The organism is uncultured Pseudomonas sp. (genome assembly GCF_913774235.1).
GTDB lineage: Bacteria > Pseudomonadota > Gammaproteobacteria > Pseudomonadales > Pseudomonadaceae > Chryseomonas.
The window spans coordinates 338,812-352,853 of record NZ_CAJYDW010000017.1; the positions used below are offsets into that span (position 1 = coordinate 338,812).

15 protein-coding genes and 1 other RNA gene are annotated in these 14,042 nt (G+C 66.4%); 8 read left to right on the top strand and 8 right to left on the bottom strand.

All coding sequences use genetic code 11. The annotated features are described in order from the left end of the window. The first annotated feature begins 2 nt into the window (after window positions 1–2). The 4 genes from QZ471_RS18570 to QZ471_RS18585 all read left to right on the top strand — a co-directional run bounded on the left by QZ471_RS18570 (window position 3) and on the right by QZ471_RS18585 (window position 2,975). On the top strand, window positions 3–770 hold the full coding sequence (locus tag QZ471_RS18570) for an amino acid ABC transporter ATP-binding protein (protein ID WP_027598495.1): 768 nt from the start codon (window positions 3–5) through the stop codon (window positions 768–770). Window positions 771–1,033: 263 nt separating this feature from the next. Then, window positions 1,034–1,726, top strand: coding sequence for a phosphatidylcholine synthase (pcsA, locus tag QZ471_RS18575; RefSeq protein ID WP_153014265.1), 693 nt, complete (start codon window positions 1,034–1,036; stop codon window positions 1,724–1,726). A 2-nt stretch (window positions 1,727–1,728) separates the two neighbouring features. Then, window positions 1,729–2,049: a GIY-YIG nuclease family protein gene (locus tag QZ471_RS18580; protein WP_295466523.1), complete on the top strand. Its 321-nt coding sequence runs from the start codon at window positions 1,729–1,731 to the stop codon at window positions 2,047–2,049. Next, window positions 2,037–2,975, top strand: a complete 939-nt coding sequence (locus QZ471_RS18585; protein ID WP_295466525.1) for a glutathione S-transferase family protein — start codon at window positions 2,037–2,039, stop codon at window positions 2,973–2,975. The genes QZ471_RS18580 and QZ471_RS18585 overlap by 13 nt, the downstream gene beginning before the upstream one ends. Window positions 2,976–3,040: 65 nt before the next feature. Here the strand turns inward: QZ471_RS18585 and QZ471_RS18590 are convergent, their stop codons facing one another. Together QZ471_RS18590 and QZ471_RS18595 are read right to left on the bottom strand one after the other, a co-directional pair. Continuing rightward, window positions 3,041–3,661: a flavin reductase family protein gene (locus QZ471_RS18590; protein ID WP_295466527.1), complete on the bottom strand. Its 621-nt coding sequence runs from the start codon at window positions 3,659–3,661 to the stop codon at window positions 3,041–3,043. 10 nt (window positions 3,662–3,671) lie between these two features. Continuing rightward, window positions 3,672–4,142 (bottom strand): metallophosphoesterase family protein, encoded by a 471-nt coding sequence (locus QZ471_RS18595; RefSeq protein ID WP_295466529.1) that lies wholly within the window; start codon window positions 4,140–4,142, stop codon window positions 3,672–3,674. A 110-nt stretch (window positions 4,143–4,252) separates the two neighbouring features. Between QZ471_RS18595 and QZ471_RS18600 the strand changes: the two genes are divergently transcribed. Then, a complete protein-coding gene (locus tag QZ471_RS18600) occupies window positions 4,253–4,600 on the top strand; it encodes a DUF5064 family protein (protein ID WP_295466531.1) in 348 nt (115 codons plus the stop codon). Here the strand turns inward: QZ471_RS18600 and QZ471_RS18605 are convergent. The 3 genes from QZ471_RS18605 to QZ471_RS18615 form a co-directional block, all read right to left on the bottom strand. Next, window positions 4,597–6,126 carry an apoptosis inducing factor family protein gene (locus tag QZ471_RS18605; RefSeq protein WP_295466533.1) on the bottom strand — a complete coding sequence of 510 codons (1,530 nt, stop codon included), beginning with the start codon at window positions 6,124–6,126 and terminating at the stop codon, window positions 4,597–4,599. The genes QZ471_RS18600 and QZ471_RS18605 overlap by 4 nt on opposite strands. 79 nt (window positions 6,127–6,205) lie before the next feature. Beyond that, window positions 6,206–7,120 carry a cation diffusion facilitator family transporter gene (locus QZ471_RS18610; RefSeq protein WP_295466536.1) on the bottom strand — a complete coding sequence of 305 codons (915 nt, stop codon included), beginning with the start codon at window positions 7,118–7,120 and terminating at the stop codon, window positions 6,206–6,208. Continuing rightward, complete coding sequence (locus tag QZ471_RS18615) at window positions 7,120–7,545, bottom strand: polyribonucleotide nucleotidyltransferase (protein WP_295466537.1); 426 nt, start codon at window positions 7,543–7,545, stop codon at window positions 7,120–7,122. Before QZ471_RS18615 ends, QZ471_RS18610 begins: the two co-directional genes overlap by 1 nt. A 127-nt stretch (window positions 7,546–7,672) precedes the next feature. Between QZ471_RS18615 and QZ471_RS18620 the strand changes: the two genes are divergently transcribed. Then, window positions 7,673–7,748, top strand: a non-coding RNA gene (locus QZ471_RS18620) — sX9 sRNA. A gap of 43 nt (window positions 7,749–7,791) precedes the next feature. Further along, a complete protein-coding gene (hrpB, locus tag QZ471_RS18625) occupies window positions 7,792–10,296 on the top strand; it encodes an ATP-dependent helicase HrpB (protein ID WP_295466539.1) in 2,505 nt (834 codons plus the stop codon). Window positions 10,297–10,317: 21 nt separating this feature from the next. On the opposite strand, the gene QZ471_RS18630 is transcribed toward hrpB, so the two are convergent. Then, entirely contained in the window at window positions 10,318–11,058 is a 741-nt protein-coding gene (locus QZ471_RS18630) for an NPP1 family protein (protein ID WP_295466542.1), read from the bottom strand. Between the two features lie 428 nt (window positions 11,059–11,486). On the opposite strand from QZ471_RS18630, the gene QZ471_RS18635 reads away from it, so the two are divergent. Beyond that, window positions 11,487–11,915 carry a pyridoxamine 5'-phosphate oxidase family protein gene (locus QZ471_RS18635; protein WP_295466544.1) on the top strand — a complete coding sequence of 143 codons (429 nt, stop codon included), beginning with the start codon at window positions 11,487–11,489 and terminating at the stop codon, window positions 11,913–11,915. Window positions 11,916–12,053: 138 nt separating this feature from the next. On the opposite strand, the gene QZ471_RS18640 is transcribed toward QZ471_RS18635, so the two are convergent. Together QZ471_RS18640 and QZ471_RS18645 are read right to left on the bottom strand one after the other, a co-directional pair. After that, the gene (locus QZ471_RS18640; protein WP_295466546.1) at window positions 12,054–13,262 is read right to left on the bottom strand and encodes an amino acid deaminase; all 1,209 of its coding nucleotides are present in this window, start codon (window positions 13,260–13,262) and stop codon (window positions 12,054–12,056) included. Next, complete coding sequence (locus QZ471_RS18645) at window positions 13,259–14,032, bottom strand: IclR family transcriptional regulator (protein ID WP_058778829.1); 774 nt, start codon at window positions 14,030–14,032, stop codon at window positions 13,259–13,261. The genes QZ471_RS18640 and QZ471_RS18645 overlap by 4 nt, the downstream gene beginning before the upstream one ends. Window positions 14,033–14,042: the final 10 nt, after the last annotated feature.

The window sequence follows — 14,042 nt, forward strand, 5'->3', positions numbered from 1 at the left end:
AGATGAACGTAAGCAACAAGCAGCAGGTCGACAGCAGCAAGGTCATGATCCAGCTCAAGGACGTGAACAAGTGGTACGGCCAGTTCCACGTGCTCAAGGACATCAACCTGACCGTGACCCAGGGCGAGCGTATCGTGCTGTGCGGCCCCTCCGGTTCGGGCAAGTCCACCACCATCCGTTGCATCAACCGCCTGGAAGAACACCAGAAGGGCCAGATCATCGTCGATGGCACCGAGCTGACCAACGATCTCAAGCAGATCGAAACCATTCGCAGCGAAGTCGGCATGGTGTTCCAGCACTTCAACCTCTTCCCGCACCTCACCGTGCTGCAGAACTGCACCCTGGCGCCCATGTGGGTGCGCAAGATGCCGAAGAAGCAGGCCGAAGAGATCGCCATGCACTATCTGCAGCGAGTGCGTATCCCGGAGCAGGCCAACAAGTTCCCGGGGCAGCTCTCCGGCGGCCAGCAGCAGCGGGTGGCCATCGCCCGGGCGCTGTGCATGCAGCCGCGCATCATGCTGTTCGATGAGCCGACCTCGGCTCTCGACCCGGAGATGGTGAAGGAGGTGCTGGACACCATGATCGGCCTGGCGCAGGACGGCATGACCATGCTCTGCGTGACCCACGAGATGGGCTTCGCCCGCACCGTGGCGAACCGGGTGATCTTCATGGACAAGGGCGAGATCGTCGAACAGGCCGCACCGGACCAGTTCTTCGACAATCCGCAGAACGAGCGGACGAGGCTGTTCCTGGGGCAGATCCTCCACTGAGGAAGAGCGGGGCGGGCCTTGGTCCGCCCCGTCAGCCTGCGAACCCAATCACGGGCGTTCGGCGGGAAGGCGGGCAAAGCGCGCCAAGGCGCGGTATCCTCGATCTTTGGCGCCCGGTTTCCGGGGTCGGCGGCTGAGGCTCGCCCTGCCGTGCACAGGCTTCTTCGCCGATTTCGTGACGCATCGTCAGAACATGCGCTGCGCCGGGCAGTCGAAGCCGTCATCATAGAGAGACGCCCGTGAACTCCATTTCCCATCCGCTCATGCTGACAAAAGCCAAAGCCTGGAGCGCCCATGCGGTGACTTCCAGCGGTGTGATCCTCGCGCTCCTGGCGCTGCTCGCCCTGGTCGACGGCCAGCCCAAGGGTTGCCTCATGTGGCTCGGCATCGCGCTGCTCGTCGATGGCCTCGACGGCACCCTGGCGCGCAAGTTCGAGGTCAAGCGGGTACTGCCCCATTTCGATGGGTCCGCCCTGGACCTGGTGGTCGACTACCTGACCTACGTCTTCATTCCAGCGATCTTCATTTATCGCTTCGTGCCGCTGCCCGTGCACTTCGAGCTGGTGGCGGTGGGCATCATCCTATTGTCGTCGCTGTTCTGTTTCTGCAATGTGAACATGAAGAGCGCGGACAACTACTTCGTCGGCTTCCCCGCGGCCTGGAACGTGGTAGCCCTCTATTTCTATGTGCTAGACCTGGCGCCCTGGTTCAGCATGGCGGTAGTGCTGGTGCTGGCGGCCCTGACCCTGACCCGGGTCAAGTTTCTGCATCCCTTCCGCGTCCGCCAGTTGATGGCGCTTAACATCACCGTGACTTCCATCTGGCTGCTCAGCAGCGCCCTGATGGTGTTCGTGCATCCCGACAAACCGCTGTGGCTGATGGTGCTCTGGTTCGCCAGCGGCATCTACTTCGTCGGCGTGTGCGTCTGGCGTACCGCCCGGGAGTGGTTCGCCTGACGGTGAGCGACGCCCCTCAGCCAGCCCCGCGCACCTGGTACGTCTACCTAGTGCGCGCCGAGAATCAGGCGCTCTACTGCGGCATCAGTGATGATCCCGAGCGCCGTTTCGCCCAGCACTGCAGCGGCCGCGGTGCCCGCTTCTTCGCCTCCAGCCCGGCCCAGGCGCTGGTCTACGTGGAAGCCTGCGCGGACAAGTCGAGCGCCCTGCGCCGGGAAATTCAGATCAAGAAACTACCCAAACGAGCCAAGGAAGCGCTGGTGCTAACCCCGTCCGCTGCGCTGCCCACGGCTGCCTCAGGAGCGTTGTCATGTCCGAGTTGATTCTGCATCACTATTGGCAATCGCCCTTCGCCGAGAAGGCGCGCCTGCTGCTGGGCTTCAAGGGTCTGGCCTGGCGTTCGGTGATCATTCCGCGGATGCTGCCCAAGCCCGAGTTGACGGCGCTGACCGGTGGCTATCGCAAGACGCCGGTGCTGCAGGTGGGGGCCGACGTCTATTGCGACACGGCGCTGATCGCCCGCCGTCTGGAGCAGCAAAAGGCGGTGCCGGCGCTGTTCCCGGAGGGACAGGAAGCCGTGGTCGCCACCTTCGCCGGTTGGGCGGACTCGGTGATGTTCCAGCATGCGGTGGCCCTGATGTTCCAGCCCGAGATCATGGGACCGCGCCTGGCCAGTCTGCCACCGGAGCAGGCCCAGGCCTTCCTCGATGATCGCAAGGCGCTGTTCAGCGGTGGCAACCAGACCCGGTTGACGCCGGAGCAGGCTCGCCAGCAACTGCCAACGCTGCTGGCGCGCCTGGAAACCCAGCTGCAGCGCAGCCAGGGCGACTACCTGTTCGGCGCGCCCTCGGTGGCCGATATCGCCTTGGCGCACAACCTCTGGTTCCTCAAGAGCACGCCGCAGCTGGCGCCGTTGGTGGACGAGCGACCGGCGATCGCCGCCTGGTTCGCCCGGGTGCTGGGCTTCGGTCACGGCACCCATGAAGAATTGAGTGCAGAGCAGGCGCTGGAAATTGCGCAGAAGGCCGAGCCGGTCGCCTTGGCGCGCGAACGGGCACTGCCGGTGGAGGGCTTCGCCTGGGGCGCTAGGGTAAGCGTGGCCGCGACCGATTACGGGGTGGATCCGGTGGTCGGAGAGTTGGTCCATGCCGATGCCGAGTCCCTGGTGATCCGCCGCCAGGATGAACGCCTGGGGGCGATCCAGGTGCATTTCCCGCGGCTGAATTTCCGCGTCAGTGCGGTCGAGTAGGGCGTTGCGGCAAAGCGAACGGCGCCCAGGGGCGCCGTTTTGCATGGTGGAAGAGGGCGGGTCGCTCAGTCGGGGCGGCGCATCCGAAACAGCGTGGACTCGGTGATCTCGAAATAGTCGGCCGGACCACCGCCACGGACGATGGGGCGGGCTGCCGCGGTCTGGTAGATGCCATCCTTGAGCAGGCGCTTGTCGATATGGGCAGCGACCACTTCGCCCAGCACCAGCCATTGATCCAGTTCTTCGCCAGCGGCGGTCTTGAGGCGGACGATCTGGCTGAGCTTGCATTCGAAGGCCACCTGGGCGCGGGCCACCCGTGGCACCTTGACCACCGTCGACGCAGCAGGCTCCAGACCGGCCAGGGCGAACTCATCCACTTCCGGCGCGACCATGGCGCTGCTGGCGTTCATTTCCTCGGCCAGTTCGCGGGTGGCCAGATTCCAGACGAATTCGCCGGTGCGCTCGATGTTGGCCACGCTGTCCTTGTAGCCCTGGCTGGAAAAGCCGATCAGCGGTGGCTTGTAGTTGAAGGCATTGAAGAAGCTATAGGGCGCCAGATTGAGGATGCCGGTTTCGCTATGAGAGGAAATCCAGCCGATCGGGCGTGGGGCGACGATGGCGTTGAAGGGGTCATGGGGCAGGCCGTGGCCCTGGCTGGGTTCGTAGTAGTGGTAATCGATGCTCATCGGAATTCCTTCAGGGGGTGAGTTCCAGGATCTCGGCCTGGACCTGGCCGGCGTCCAGAGTCAGGCGGCCGACGCTGATCGGCAGCCGAAAGCGGCGCGGACCGGCACTGCCGGGGTTGACGTAGAGTACGCCATCGCGCTCTTCGATCAGCGGCTTGTGCGAGTGCCCGCTGACCACCACGCGCACCTTGGCACCGGCGGCCTGCAGATCGAGCTCGGGCAGGATGTGCAGCATATGGATATCGACCCCGCCCAGGGTGAGGGTGACGCGCTCGGGGATGTCGTCGGCCCAGGGCAGGTCGTCATTGTTGCCCCGGACCACGGCCAGGGGGGCCAGCTCGCGCAGGGCATCAAGGATCTCGGGTTTGCCGATGTCACCGGCGTGCAGAATGAAGTCGCTGCCGGCGAGGGCCTCGAGGGCCTCGGGCCGTAGCAGGCCATGGGTGTCGGCGATCAGGCCGATCTGGAAGGGCTGGGGCATGGGATGTGCCTCGGAGTGGGGAAAGCAGGTTTCATTGATCCAGGACAGTCTCGCTGGATGACCGCTGGGGCCATCATCGACGTCAGCTTTTGACGCATGAGGAGCAGGGCATGCGGGCACCAGGACGTCTTGAGATCGAACACCTGGCGGTGGGGGCGTGCGGCTTCCATCTGATACTGACCTATCAGCTGGAGCCGGTCCGGACACCGCGCGAGGTCCATTTCCGGTTGCGCGGCACCTTGGGTGACCAGCCGCTGGACGAAGCTTTCGTCCTGCCAGCGGACCGGGCCTTCGATTTTCTGCATGAGGTGGATCGTCGCCTGCGCCTGAAAGGTCTGCCCCTGGCAGAATCGCGAGTCTTCACCACTCATGCCGACTACGATCCCTTCTTCGCCGAATTGCAGTCTGCGCTTGGCCGACATTCCGGTGATCCCGTTGACTTGAGCCATCTCGACTAGTCGGCCGCCAGGACCGCGAGCGCCCGCGCCCGCGGCAGTGGCTGGCGCATGAGCTGGGCCAAGATGGCAGTGGCACGTTCCCGCTGACAGGCCACGACGCCCACCACCAGATCCTCGGCCAGCAGCAGGGCGACGAAGCTCTGGTCGCCCAGGCTGCCGTCGAGGTGCATGTCATCCCAGTGGCGCGGATGGCCGAGATATTCGTATCTCTTGCCATGGTGCAGCGTCCAGAAAAACGGCACGTCCGCGTAGCTCTCGGCCTGACCGAGCAGGTTGCGCGCCGCCAGTCGGCCATGCTGTTGGGCCAGACGCCAGTGCTCGATGCGGGTCGGCTGACCGGCGAAGGGGAAGGTGGCCAGATCGCCGACGGCATAGAGACCTTCGGCGGCCTTGAGCTGGGCATCCACCGGGACGCTGCCGTCATCCGCCAGCGGCAGATTGGCGATAAAGCCGGTCTCCGGCGCGATGCCGGTGCCGACCAGCACGAGCTCGGCGGACAGGCGAGAGCCGTCCCTGAGTAATACCTGGCGTACGCGACCATCGCCTTCGAAGGCCACTACCTCATTGGGCGCGTGAAAGATCACGCCGTTGGCCTCGTGCAGGGTCTTGAAATGCTGGCCGAGGGTCTCGCCCATTTGCTTGACGAAGGGCAGGGAAGCGGTGGAGACCACGTCCACCGCCAGGCCCTGCTTGCGCAGGGCTGAGGCCGCTTCCAGACCGATGAAGCTGGCACCAACGATCACCGCCCGGCCCTCAGCGGGCAGGTCGGCCAGGATGGCGGCCGCGTCGGCACGGGTTCGCAGCAGGTGAATGCCCTCGAGGTCGGCACCGGGCACGGCCAGCGGCCTGGGGTTGCCGCCGGTGGCGAGTACGCAGCCGCCGTAGGTCAGGGTCTGGCCATTGCTCAGTTGTAGCTGGCGCGCCTGGGCGTCCAGGCGTACCACCTCGGCGTGCAGGCGCTCGATGCGCTGCTGGCGGAAAAAGTCGGCGTCACGTAGCGGTGGAGTTTCCTCCGGGGCCTTGTCGCCCTGCAAAACGAATTTGGACAGGGCTGTCCGGTCATAGGGCTCGCCGGGTTCACGGCCGATCAACAGGAGGCGCCCGCCGAAGCCGAATTCGCGCAAGGCCGCAGCTGCGGCGGTACCCGCAGCGCCCGCGCCGACGATGATGAACAGGCGGTCGTCGGGCCGGGTTACGGCTGTCTGCGGGGCGAGGGGTTCGCTGCCGACCAGGACTTCGCCATCACGCACTTCCACCGGATAGCGTTGCAGGGCGTCCAGCGCCGGCGGTTCGCAGAGGCTGCCGTCGTCGACGGCGAAGCTCGCCTTGTGCCAAGGGCAGGCCAGTCGCCCCTGGCAGACCGCGCCCTCGGCCAGCGGCGCGCCGGCGTGGGGGCACTTGGCCTGAAAGGCGCGGGCTTCGTCGCCGACGCGCAGCAGCAGGATGTCGATGTCTTCGATCTTGACCGCGGTACCACGGTCTTCGCGCAGGTCGGCGAAGCGCGCGACCGGGTGCATGGCTTTCATGGTGGACTCCGGCGCCATCTGGGGCGCTCTCAAATCAGGCTCAGCAGATTCGAGAGAGCGCAGCGGCGCCGGGTTCCGCTCAGGTGGCGGGCGGCAGGGGATGGCGGTGCGGGACGTCCGGGGCATCCAGCGGATCGGCGTGGACCAGCACCTCGGCCTGGGGATATTCGGCGCGAATGGCGGCTTCCACCTCTTCGCACAGCACATGGGCGCGGGACAGGCTCATCTCGCCCGGCAGTTCCAGGTGCAGTTGCACGAACCAGTGATTGCCGGAGATACGGGTGCGCAGGTCATGGGCACCGGCTACGCCGGGTACCTGGCAGGCCAGCTGGAGCATGTGCTCGCTGATATCGGTGGGCAGTTCCTGATCCATCAGCACGCCGAAGGAATCGCGGGCGATGCCGTAGGCACTCCAGAGGATATACAGGGCGATCAGCAGGCCGAACAACGGGTCCAGCCAGTACCAGCCGAAGCCGGTCAGCGCCAGGGCGATGAGGATGCCCAGGTTGAGCAGCAGGTCGGAGCGGTAGTGCAGGGCGTCGGCGCGGATCACGGTGGAGTCGGTGAGGCGGATGACGTGCTGTTGGTAGGCCACCAGGACGGCAGTGAGGGCCAGCGAGAACAGGGTGACGGCGATGCCCAGCGCCTGGGCACCCAGTGGTTCGGGGTGTTGCAGGCGGCCGATGGCCTGCCAGGCGATGAGCACGGCGCTGACGCCGATGAAGACCGCCTGAGCGATGCCGGCGAGGGACTCGGCCTTGCCGTGGCCGTAGCGATGGTCGTCATCGGCCGGCTTGAGGGCGTAGCGCACGGCCAGCAGGTTGAAGATCGAGGCCAGGCCGTCGAGCAGGGAATCGGTCAGCCCGGCGAGCAGGCTGACCGAACCGCTGAGCCACCAGGCCACGGCCTTGGCCAGGATCAGCGTGGTCGCCACCACCACCGAAGCGGTGGTGGCACGACGCAGCAGCCGTTCGGTGCGATGTGGATCGCTCATCAGCCGCGGGCTACCAGACCCAGGCTGGCGAGTTGCTCGTTGCTGCCGCTGCGCTGCAGCAGACGCGGATCGTCCAGCGGCAGGTTGTGGCCGGTGGCTTGTTGGATGATGGCCTTCAGGCGAGCGCGGTCGACGCTGCCGTCGGGATTCACGGCCTTGTTCAGCTCGGCCGGGTCCACTTCGGCGCGCTTGTTGTCGGGCAGGTAGATGGCGCCGCTGGCGAAGTCCACGCCGAAGGCGATCAGGCCCGGGATGATGTAGAACAGCAGACCGATGGCATCCAGGGCGACGATGCCCGGATCGATACGACCACTGCCGGTGATCTGGCCGCGGCGATCAGGATAGAACAGGGTGCCGCAGGCGGTCAGTTGGGTGAACAGGGCGGCGGCGAGGACGCCACACACCGCGCGGGTACGCATCGACATAGACAACCTCCTGTTGGATGAGGCCGCCACTATAGCGGCCGGAATCAAGGCGGGCGAGACGCTTTAGAGCGACAAACAAAACTACTGAGCGTCTGCCATACAGGCGCGTGCAGTGCTCGGAATCCTCATGTACCACTTGTACACTCCGGTTCCTGCGCGCCGCGCGCACCTGCCTGACAGCCGCTCGCTACGTTTTGTTAGCCGCTCTTATACTGCCCGCCCCGTTGAGACCACCGGCCGCAGCAAATGACGCCCTTGCCCATCGATGTTGTCCTGCCCGCCCTGTGTGACGCCCTCGCCAGCCGCGATGACTGCGTGCTGGAGGCGCCGCCCGGAGCCGGCAAGACCACCCGGGTACCCCTGGCGCTGCTTGGAGAGCCCTGGCTGGCCGGCCAGCGCATCCTGCTGCTAGAGCCCCGGCGGCTGGCGGCCCGCGCCGCGGCCGAGCGCCTGGCCGCGGAGCTGGGCGAGGCCGTGGGCGAGACGGTGGGCTATCGCATCCGCCTGGAGAGCAAGGTCGGGCCACGTACCCGGATCGAGGTGGTCACCGAGGGCATCCTCACCCGTCGCCTGCAGGACGATCCGGCGCTGGACGGCGTCGGCCTGGTGATCTTCGATGAATTCCACGAGCGCAGCCTGGACGCCGACCTGGCCCTGGCGCTGACCCTGAGCGGTCGCGAGCTGCTGCGCGACACGCCGCTCAAGGTGCTGGTGATGTCCGCCACCCTGGAGGGCGAGCGCCTGGCGTCCTTGCTGGGCGGCGCGCCGGTGGTGCGCAGCGAGGGGCGGATGTTTCCAGTCACGACCCGCTGGAGCCGGCCACTCGGCCAGGACGAGCGCCTGGAGGGACGGGTGGCTGCCACGGTGCTGCAGGCGCTGGACGAGGAAACTGGCAGTCTGCTGGTATTCCTGCCCGGTCAGGCGGAGATTCGCCGTGTCGCCGAGCGTCTGACGGACCAGTTGCCGGCCGGGGTGCTGCTCTGTCCGCTGCATGGCGAGCTGGAGCTGGCCGCCCAGCGTGCCGCCATCGAGCCGGCACCGGCCGGCGGCCGCAAGGTGGTGCTGGCCACCAATATCGCCGAGACCAGTCTGACCATCGAAGGCGTACGGGTGGTGGTCGACGCCGGCCTGGCACGGGTGCCGGCCTTCGATCCGGGTAGCGGCATGACCCGCCTGACCACCCGGCGGATCTCGCGTGCCTCGGCTACCCAGCGCCAGGGGCGGGCGGGACGGTTGGAGCCGGGCGTCTGCTATCGACTCTGGTCGGAGGAGTTGCACCAACAACTGCCGGCCTACGATAGCGCCGAGATCCTCCAGGCCGATCTGGCCGGGCTGGCGCTGCAATTGGCGCGCTGGGGCATGAGCGCCGACGACTTGGCCTGGCTCGATCCACCGCCCGCGGCTGCCCTGGCCCAGGCCCGTGACCTGCTGGTGCGCCTGGGCGCCCTCGACAATCAGGGAGTGCTCACCCCCCACGGTCAGGCCATGAGCGGCCTGCCGGCACATCCACGCCTGGCGCACCTCTTGTTGCGCGGTCAAGCCTGGGGCCTGGCCGACCGCGCCTGCGAGATCGCCGCCCTGCTGGGCGAGCGCGACCTGGCACCGGGGCAGGGCGCCGACCTGCACACCCGCTTGCTGCTGCTGGCCGGCGAAGGTCGGGGCCCGCGCGGCGGGGTGGCACGTATCCGTCAGTTGGTCCGTCAGTACCGCGGCCTGTTGCGTGGCAAGGCCGAAGCGTCGGTGGCCGATCCCGAGCACCCGCGCTGGACCGGGGCGCTGTTGGCCTGCGCCTATCCGGATCGCATCGCCCAGCAGCGTAAGGCCGGCGGCCAGGACTATCGGCTGGCCAATGGCCGGGCCGCCAGCTTTGGTGAGCCGGATGCGTTGATGAAATCCCCCTGGCTGGTGGTGGCCGACCTGGGCAGTCGCCAGGGGCAACGCGAAGAGCGTATCTATCTGGCTGCCGAACTGGACCCGGCGCTGTTCGACGGCCCCCTGGCCGAGCAGGTCGTGAGCCACGACGAATTGGATTGGGACGAACGCGAGGGCGTGCTGCGTGCCGAGCGCCAGCGGCGGATCGGCCAACTGGTGCTGAGTCATGAACCCTTGAAGAATCTGGATGCCGCCGCTCGTAGCCGGGCCCTGCTTGGCCTGGTGCGGCGCAAGGGGCTGGAGCTGCTGCCCTGGACACCTGAGTTGTGCCAGTGGCAGGCGCGCGTTGGCCTGTTGCGCGAGCTGGATCTGCAGCAGAGGGGGGCAAGCGATTGGCCGGACGTGAGCGACAGTGCGCTGCTGGCGACGCTGGAAGACTGGCTGCTGCCCTACCTGGATCGTGTCACCCGTCTGGCCCACTTCGCCAACCTGGATCTGGCTGCCATGCTTCAAGGCCTGCTGCCCTGGCCGTTGCCGCGGCAGTTGGACGAGCTGGCGCCACGCAGTCTGGCCGTACCCTCGGGGTCCAGTATCCGCCTGGACTACAGCGAGCAGCCCCCGGTGCTGGCCGTGCGCTTGCAGGAACTGTTCGGCCTGGCTGACACGCCGCGCATTGCCGGCGGACGCCTGGCGGTCAAGCTCCATCTGCTCTCGCCGGCGCGGCGGCCGGTACAGGTCACCCAGGATCTGGCGAGCTTCTGGGCCAACACCTACGCCGAGGTGAAGAAGGACCTCAAGGGACGCTATCCCAAGCACTACTGGCCGGACGATCCGCTGATCGCCTCACCGACCGCGCGAGCCAAGCCGCGCGGCCAGTGAGGCAACCATGTCTGCGTAGCGTCACTCGGTCTGCCAGGCCTTCTGCAGGTTGGACCAGAAGGCGCCGCCATCCTTGAAGGGCACGCTCGCGGCACCGAAGTCGTAGCTGTTGAGGGTGTTCTTGGCGGGGACCGGCATCCGGCTCCAGCTGATCAGCGGCTGGTTCCGGCCGTTGTCGTTGGTCCAGTCGAGAGAGTGATCGGCGAAGCCACCGTAGGTGGCGTGGTAGCCGACCTTGGGATGCACGCCGTTGACCAGGTAGCCGTCTCGGCCACGCCAGAGCGGCGGGTTGTAGTTGACCCGATACTTGCCGTGGGTCGAGTAGTCTATCTTGAGGATGGGCGAGCCGACCTTGCACTGGTTGGTCCAGACCACGATGTTTTCCCAGTCATGGCGATGACCGGGGCCGGTGCCCAGATAGTTCGGCGGTTGATCCTTGGGGAAGTAGTAGGAATACATGATCGCGCAGTGATCATAGTATTCGGCCATGCGCGAATAGACCTGGCCATTGGTGCCGCGGCAGTGGCCATCCGGAGCGCCCGAGGGGTGCAGGCCGCCGCTGACATTGCCAGCGGAGTCCACGGCGGGATAGTTGTTACAGGAGTCCGGGCCGTCGGCAATCATCGGCTGGTAGTAGAGTTCCACATCAGTGGCATTGGCAGGAATCTGTTGTACCTGGTCATGGTCGAGCACGGCGGCGAAGGCCGGGGTCGTCAGGCAAAAGGTGGTGGCTGCCAGGCATAGCGAGATCTTACGGCTCATAAAGACTCTCTCCATGAAGTCGTGCAGTGGATGTTCGGGAATCCTCGTCGAGCTGAAACCGGGCAGGACCCGGATCGGCGCTCATTGTCCTGGCGGTTCTTGTTAGTTCTGTTTAAGCGCGATGACGCTTGGGTGGCAGTGGCGAGTCAGGCAGGCGCCAAGGCCGGGTTTTCCCGTGGCCGTCTCCTGCCCGGCGCTATTCGTATAGCGACCTGCAGGCCGATGGGTATCTGTCCTGCAGCGGCCCGAGGTGGCTTGTCAGGGCACTCTCGACCGGCCGCCATGCCGCTGGCCGCGTGCTCCGCGGTCGCGATACGCCCCTCGTCCGAAAAACCCCAGGCGTCTCGTCACGGCGGAACCGAGCGGCATCGGCTCCCGGTCTGAAGGCAGACGGGCACTGCCTGCCCGTTCAACTGGAGCGACCCCCCATGGCCGACAAGACCCTGCACGACCTTTCCAAAGCGATGCGTGATCTGGATTTCTGCATGCTGACCACCGGCCGCGGACGCCTGAGCAGCCGACCGATGAGCAACAACGGCGACGTCGAATACGACGGCGATTCCTGGTTCTACGCCTACGAGGACTCGGCCAAGATCCGCGACATCGAGGAGGACCCGGCGGTGGGACTGAGCTTCAGCGAAGGCAAGAGCCTGCTGGGCAAGCCTGGTCTCTTCGTCGCCATCGATGGCCGGGCCGAACTGATCCGCGATAAGGCGCAATTCGAGGCGCACTGGACCAAGAGTCTGGACCGCTGGTTTCCTCAAGGTACCGACACGCCCGGCATGATCCTCATCAAGGTGCATGCCGAGCGCATCCGTTACTGGGATGGGGAGGAAGAGGGCGAGCTGCGCCCCTAGGCTTTGTCTGAAAGGTGCCTGCACTCGGTCATGCTGCGTTAAAAATCTGTTCGGAATGCTCATTTACCATTCGTAAACTCCGCTTCCTCACAGATTTTTGCCTTGCCTGACCTTCGTTCGACGACCTTTCAAACAAGCCTAAAAGCAGGTCGCGAAGGTCTCCACGACCTGCAGTCCTTCGTCGACGATGCAGCCCTGGCGCCACTTGTCGAAGGTCAGGCAAGGGTGGGAAGTGCCCAGGGCGATGATGTCGCCGATGGCCAACGCGGTCCCCGGGGCCACGACCATGAAGGCGTGCTGGTCCATGATGGCCGTGACCGTGCAGTCGCTGACGTCGACGACTTCGGCTGCGGTCTGGCCGGGCTGGTAGCGGCGCAGCGGCAGCGGCAGGCCGGCGTCATGGGCGATGTCACGCTTGCCCAGGGCCAGGATGGCGAAACCGGGTTCGGGCAGGGATTGCACGTGAGCCCACACTTCCAGCGCCGGTTGCAGGCCCTCGTTCAGCCCTGTGCGGGCCAGGACGCCACACTGGGCATCGCGATAGATCCCGTGGTCGTGGACCACATAGCTGCCCGGGCGCATGACGGCGAGAAAGCGCTCGCGAACTTCCAACTGGTCGAAGGCGGTGGCGATCAGGTCGTACCAGGCTGACCCCGAGGCGGTGACGATGGGCCGGTCGAGGGCGAAGGCGCCCTGGCCGCGCAGTTCTTCGGCCAGGCGCACCAGGGAATCGGCGAAGGTGCGGATGTCGGTGGCCGCCTCGGCGCCGTGGATGACCCCTTCGTAGCCTTCGATACCGGTCAGGCGCAGGGCGGGCTGGGCGGCGATGGCCTTGGCCAGTTCGCGCACCTCGGCTTCGCTGCGGCAACCGCAACGGCCGCCGGGTACGCCGTATTCGATCATCACCTGCAGCGCCAGGCCGCGCTCGCCGAAGAAGGCGCCCAGGGCGGCGATCTGGTCGGGATGATCCACCAGGCAATGGAAGTCGAAGTCCGGGTCAGCACTGAGCAACTCTGCGATCAGCGCCATGTTCGGTGCGCCGACCAACTGGTTGGCCATCAGCACCCGGCGCACGCCCTGAGCCTGGGCGGCGCGGGTCTGCACCGCGGTGGCCAGGGTCATGCCCCAGGCACCCGCGGCCAGCTGCCGCTGGAACAGCGCCGGGGCCATGCTGGTCTTGCCGTGGGGCGCCAGTTCGGCGCCGCGCTCGCGGGCGAAGGCCTGCATCCAGGCGATGTTGTGGTCGAGGGCTTGCTGGTGGACGACCAGGGCGGGCAAGGCGACGTCGTTGAGCAGGCTGTCGCCCGGATTGGCGGCGCCTTTCTCGGGGGCGGTGAGGATGGTCATGAATTCTCCTGGCCGCCGAGGCGCTGGGACAGGCGACGGGCACTGTCGACCAGTACCTGGCGGTACTCGGCATGGTGGGCCTGGGCATCGGCGCGGGGCGCCACGATGCACAGGGTGGCGATGCACAGGCCGCTGGCGTCGAGCACCGGGGCGGCGAAGCAGTGGGTGTAGGTGTCGGCGATACTGTCGAAGGAAAAGAAGCCGGCGGCGCTGGCGCTGCGGATCTCGGCGATGAAGGTCTCTGGCGGCAGGCGACTGCCGTCGGGCAGGATGAAGTCATCCGCGTCGATCAGGGCGAGGATTTCCGCATCGCTCAGGTGGCCGAGCAGCAGCCGGCCGGAGGCGGTCCAGGGAATGGGTGCGTCCTCGCCGACGTTGGACGAGATACGAAAGGCGCGGGCACCTTCCTTCATCAGGGAGACGGTGTACTTGCGGCCATTGAGCTGGCACAGCTGGGCGGTCTCGCGAGTCTGGGCGACGATGTCGTCCAGCAGCAGTCCGGCCTCGCGGGCCAGATCGAAATGGCGCAGGTGCGCCTGGCCGAGAAAGTACAGCTCGCGGCCCAGGTAGACCTGACCGTCGCGGCCCACGGCATCGAGCATGTGTCGCTCCAGCAGCAGGCCGACCAGGTCGTAGACGGTGGACTTGGGAATGCCCAGGCCCGCAGCGATCTCGTTGGGTCGCAGCGGCCGACCCACCCGCTTGAGGTGATCGAGGATGTCGAAGGCGCGGTCCAGGCCGCGGGCTCTCTGGCGGGTAGGTTCGGTCATCTGTGCGGTT

What these genes read in the sequence shown, in the direction of transcription:
- QZ471_RS18585 (WP_295466525.1), top strand. Translation starts at nt 2,037, where the DNA reads ATGTCCGAGTTGATTCTGCATCACTATTGGCAATCGCCCTTCGCCGAG.
- QZ471_RS18590 (WP_295466527.1), bottom strand. Translation starts at nt 3,661, where the DNA reads ATGAGCATCGATTACCACTACTACGAACCCAGCCAGGGCCACGGCCTG.
- QZ471_RS18605 (WP_295466533.1), bottom strand. Translation starts at nt 6,126, where the DNA reads ATGAAAGCCATGCACCCGGTCGCGCGCTTCGCCGACCTGCGCGAAGAC.
- QZ471_RS18615 (WP_295466537.1), bottom strand. Translation starts at nt 7,545, where the DNA reads ATGTCGATGCGTACCCGCGCGGTGTGTGGCGTCCTCGCCGCCGCCCTG.
- QZ471_RS18570 (WP_027598495.1), top strand. Translation starts at nt 3, where the DNA reads ATGAACGTAAGCAACAAGCAGCAGGTCGACAGCAGCAAGGTCATGATC.
- QZ471_RS18630 (WP_295466542.1), bottom strand. Translation starts at nt 11,058, where the DNA reads ATGAGCCGTAAGATCTCGCTATGCCTGGCAGCCACCACCTTTTGCCTG.
- QZ471_RS18645 (WP_058778829.1), bottom strand. Translation starts at nt 14,032, where the DNA reads ATGACCGAACCTACCCGCCAGAGAGCCCGCGGCCTGGACCGCGCCTTC.
- QZ471_RS18595 (WP_295466529.1), bottom strand. Translation starts at nt 4,142, where the DNA reads ATGCCCCAGCCCTTCCAGATCGGCCTGATCGCCGACACCCATGGCCTG.
- QZ471_RS18610 (WP_295466536.1), bottom strand. Translation starts at nt 7,120, where the DNA reads ATGAGCGATCCACATCGCACCGAACGGCTGCTGCGTCGTGCCACCACC.
- QZ471_RS18635 (WP_295466544.1), top strand. Translation starts at nt 11,487, where the DNA reads ATGGCCGACAAGACCCTGCACGACCTTTCCAAAGCGATGCGTGATCTG.
- QZ471_RS18600 (WP_295466531.1), top strand. Translation starts at nt 4,253, where the DNA reads ATGCGGGCACCAGGACGTCTTGAGATCGAACACCTGGCGGTGGGGGCG.
- QZ471_RS18640 (WP_295466546.1), bottom strand. Translation starts at nt 13,262, where the DNA reads ATGACCATCCTCACCGCCCCCGAGAAAGGCGCCGCCAATCCGGGCGAC.
- hrpB (WP_295466539.1), top strand. Translation starts at nt 7,792, where the DNA reads ATGACGCCCTTGCCCATCGATGTTGTCCTGCCCGCCCTGTGTGACGCC.
- pcsA (WP_153014265.1), top strand. Translation starts at nt 1,034, where the DNA reads ATGCTGACAAAAGCCAAAGCCTGGAGCGCCCATGCGGTGACTTCCAGC.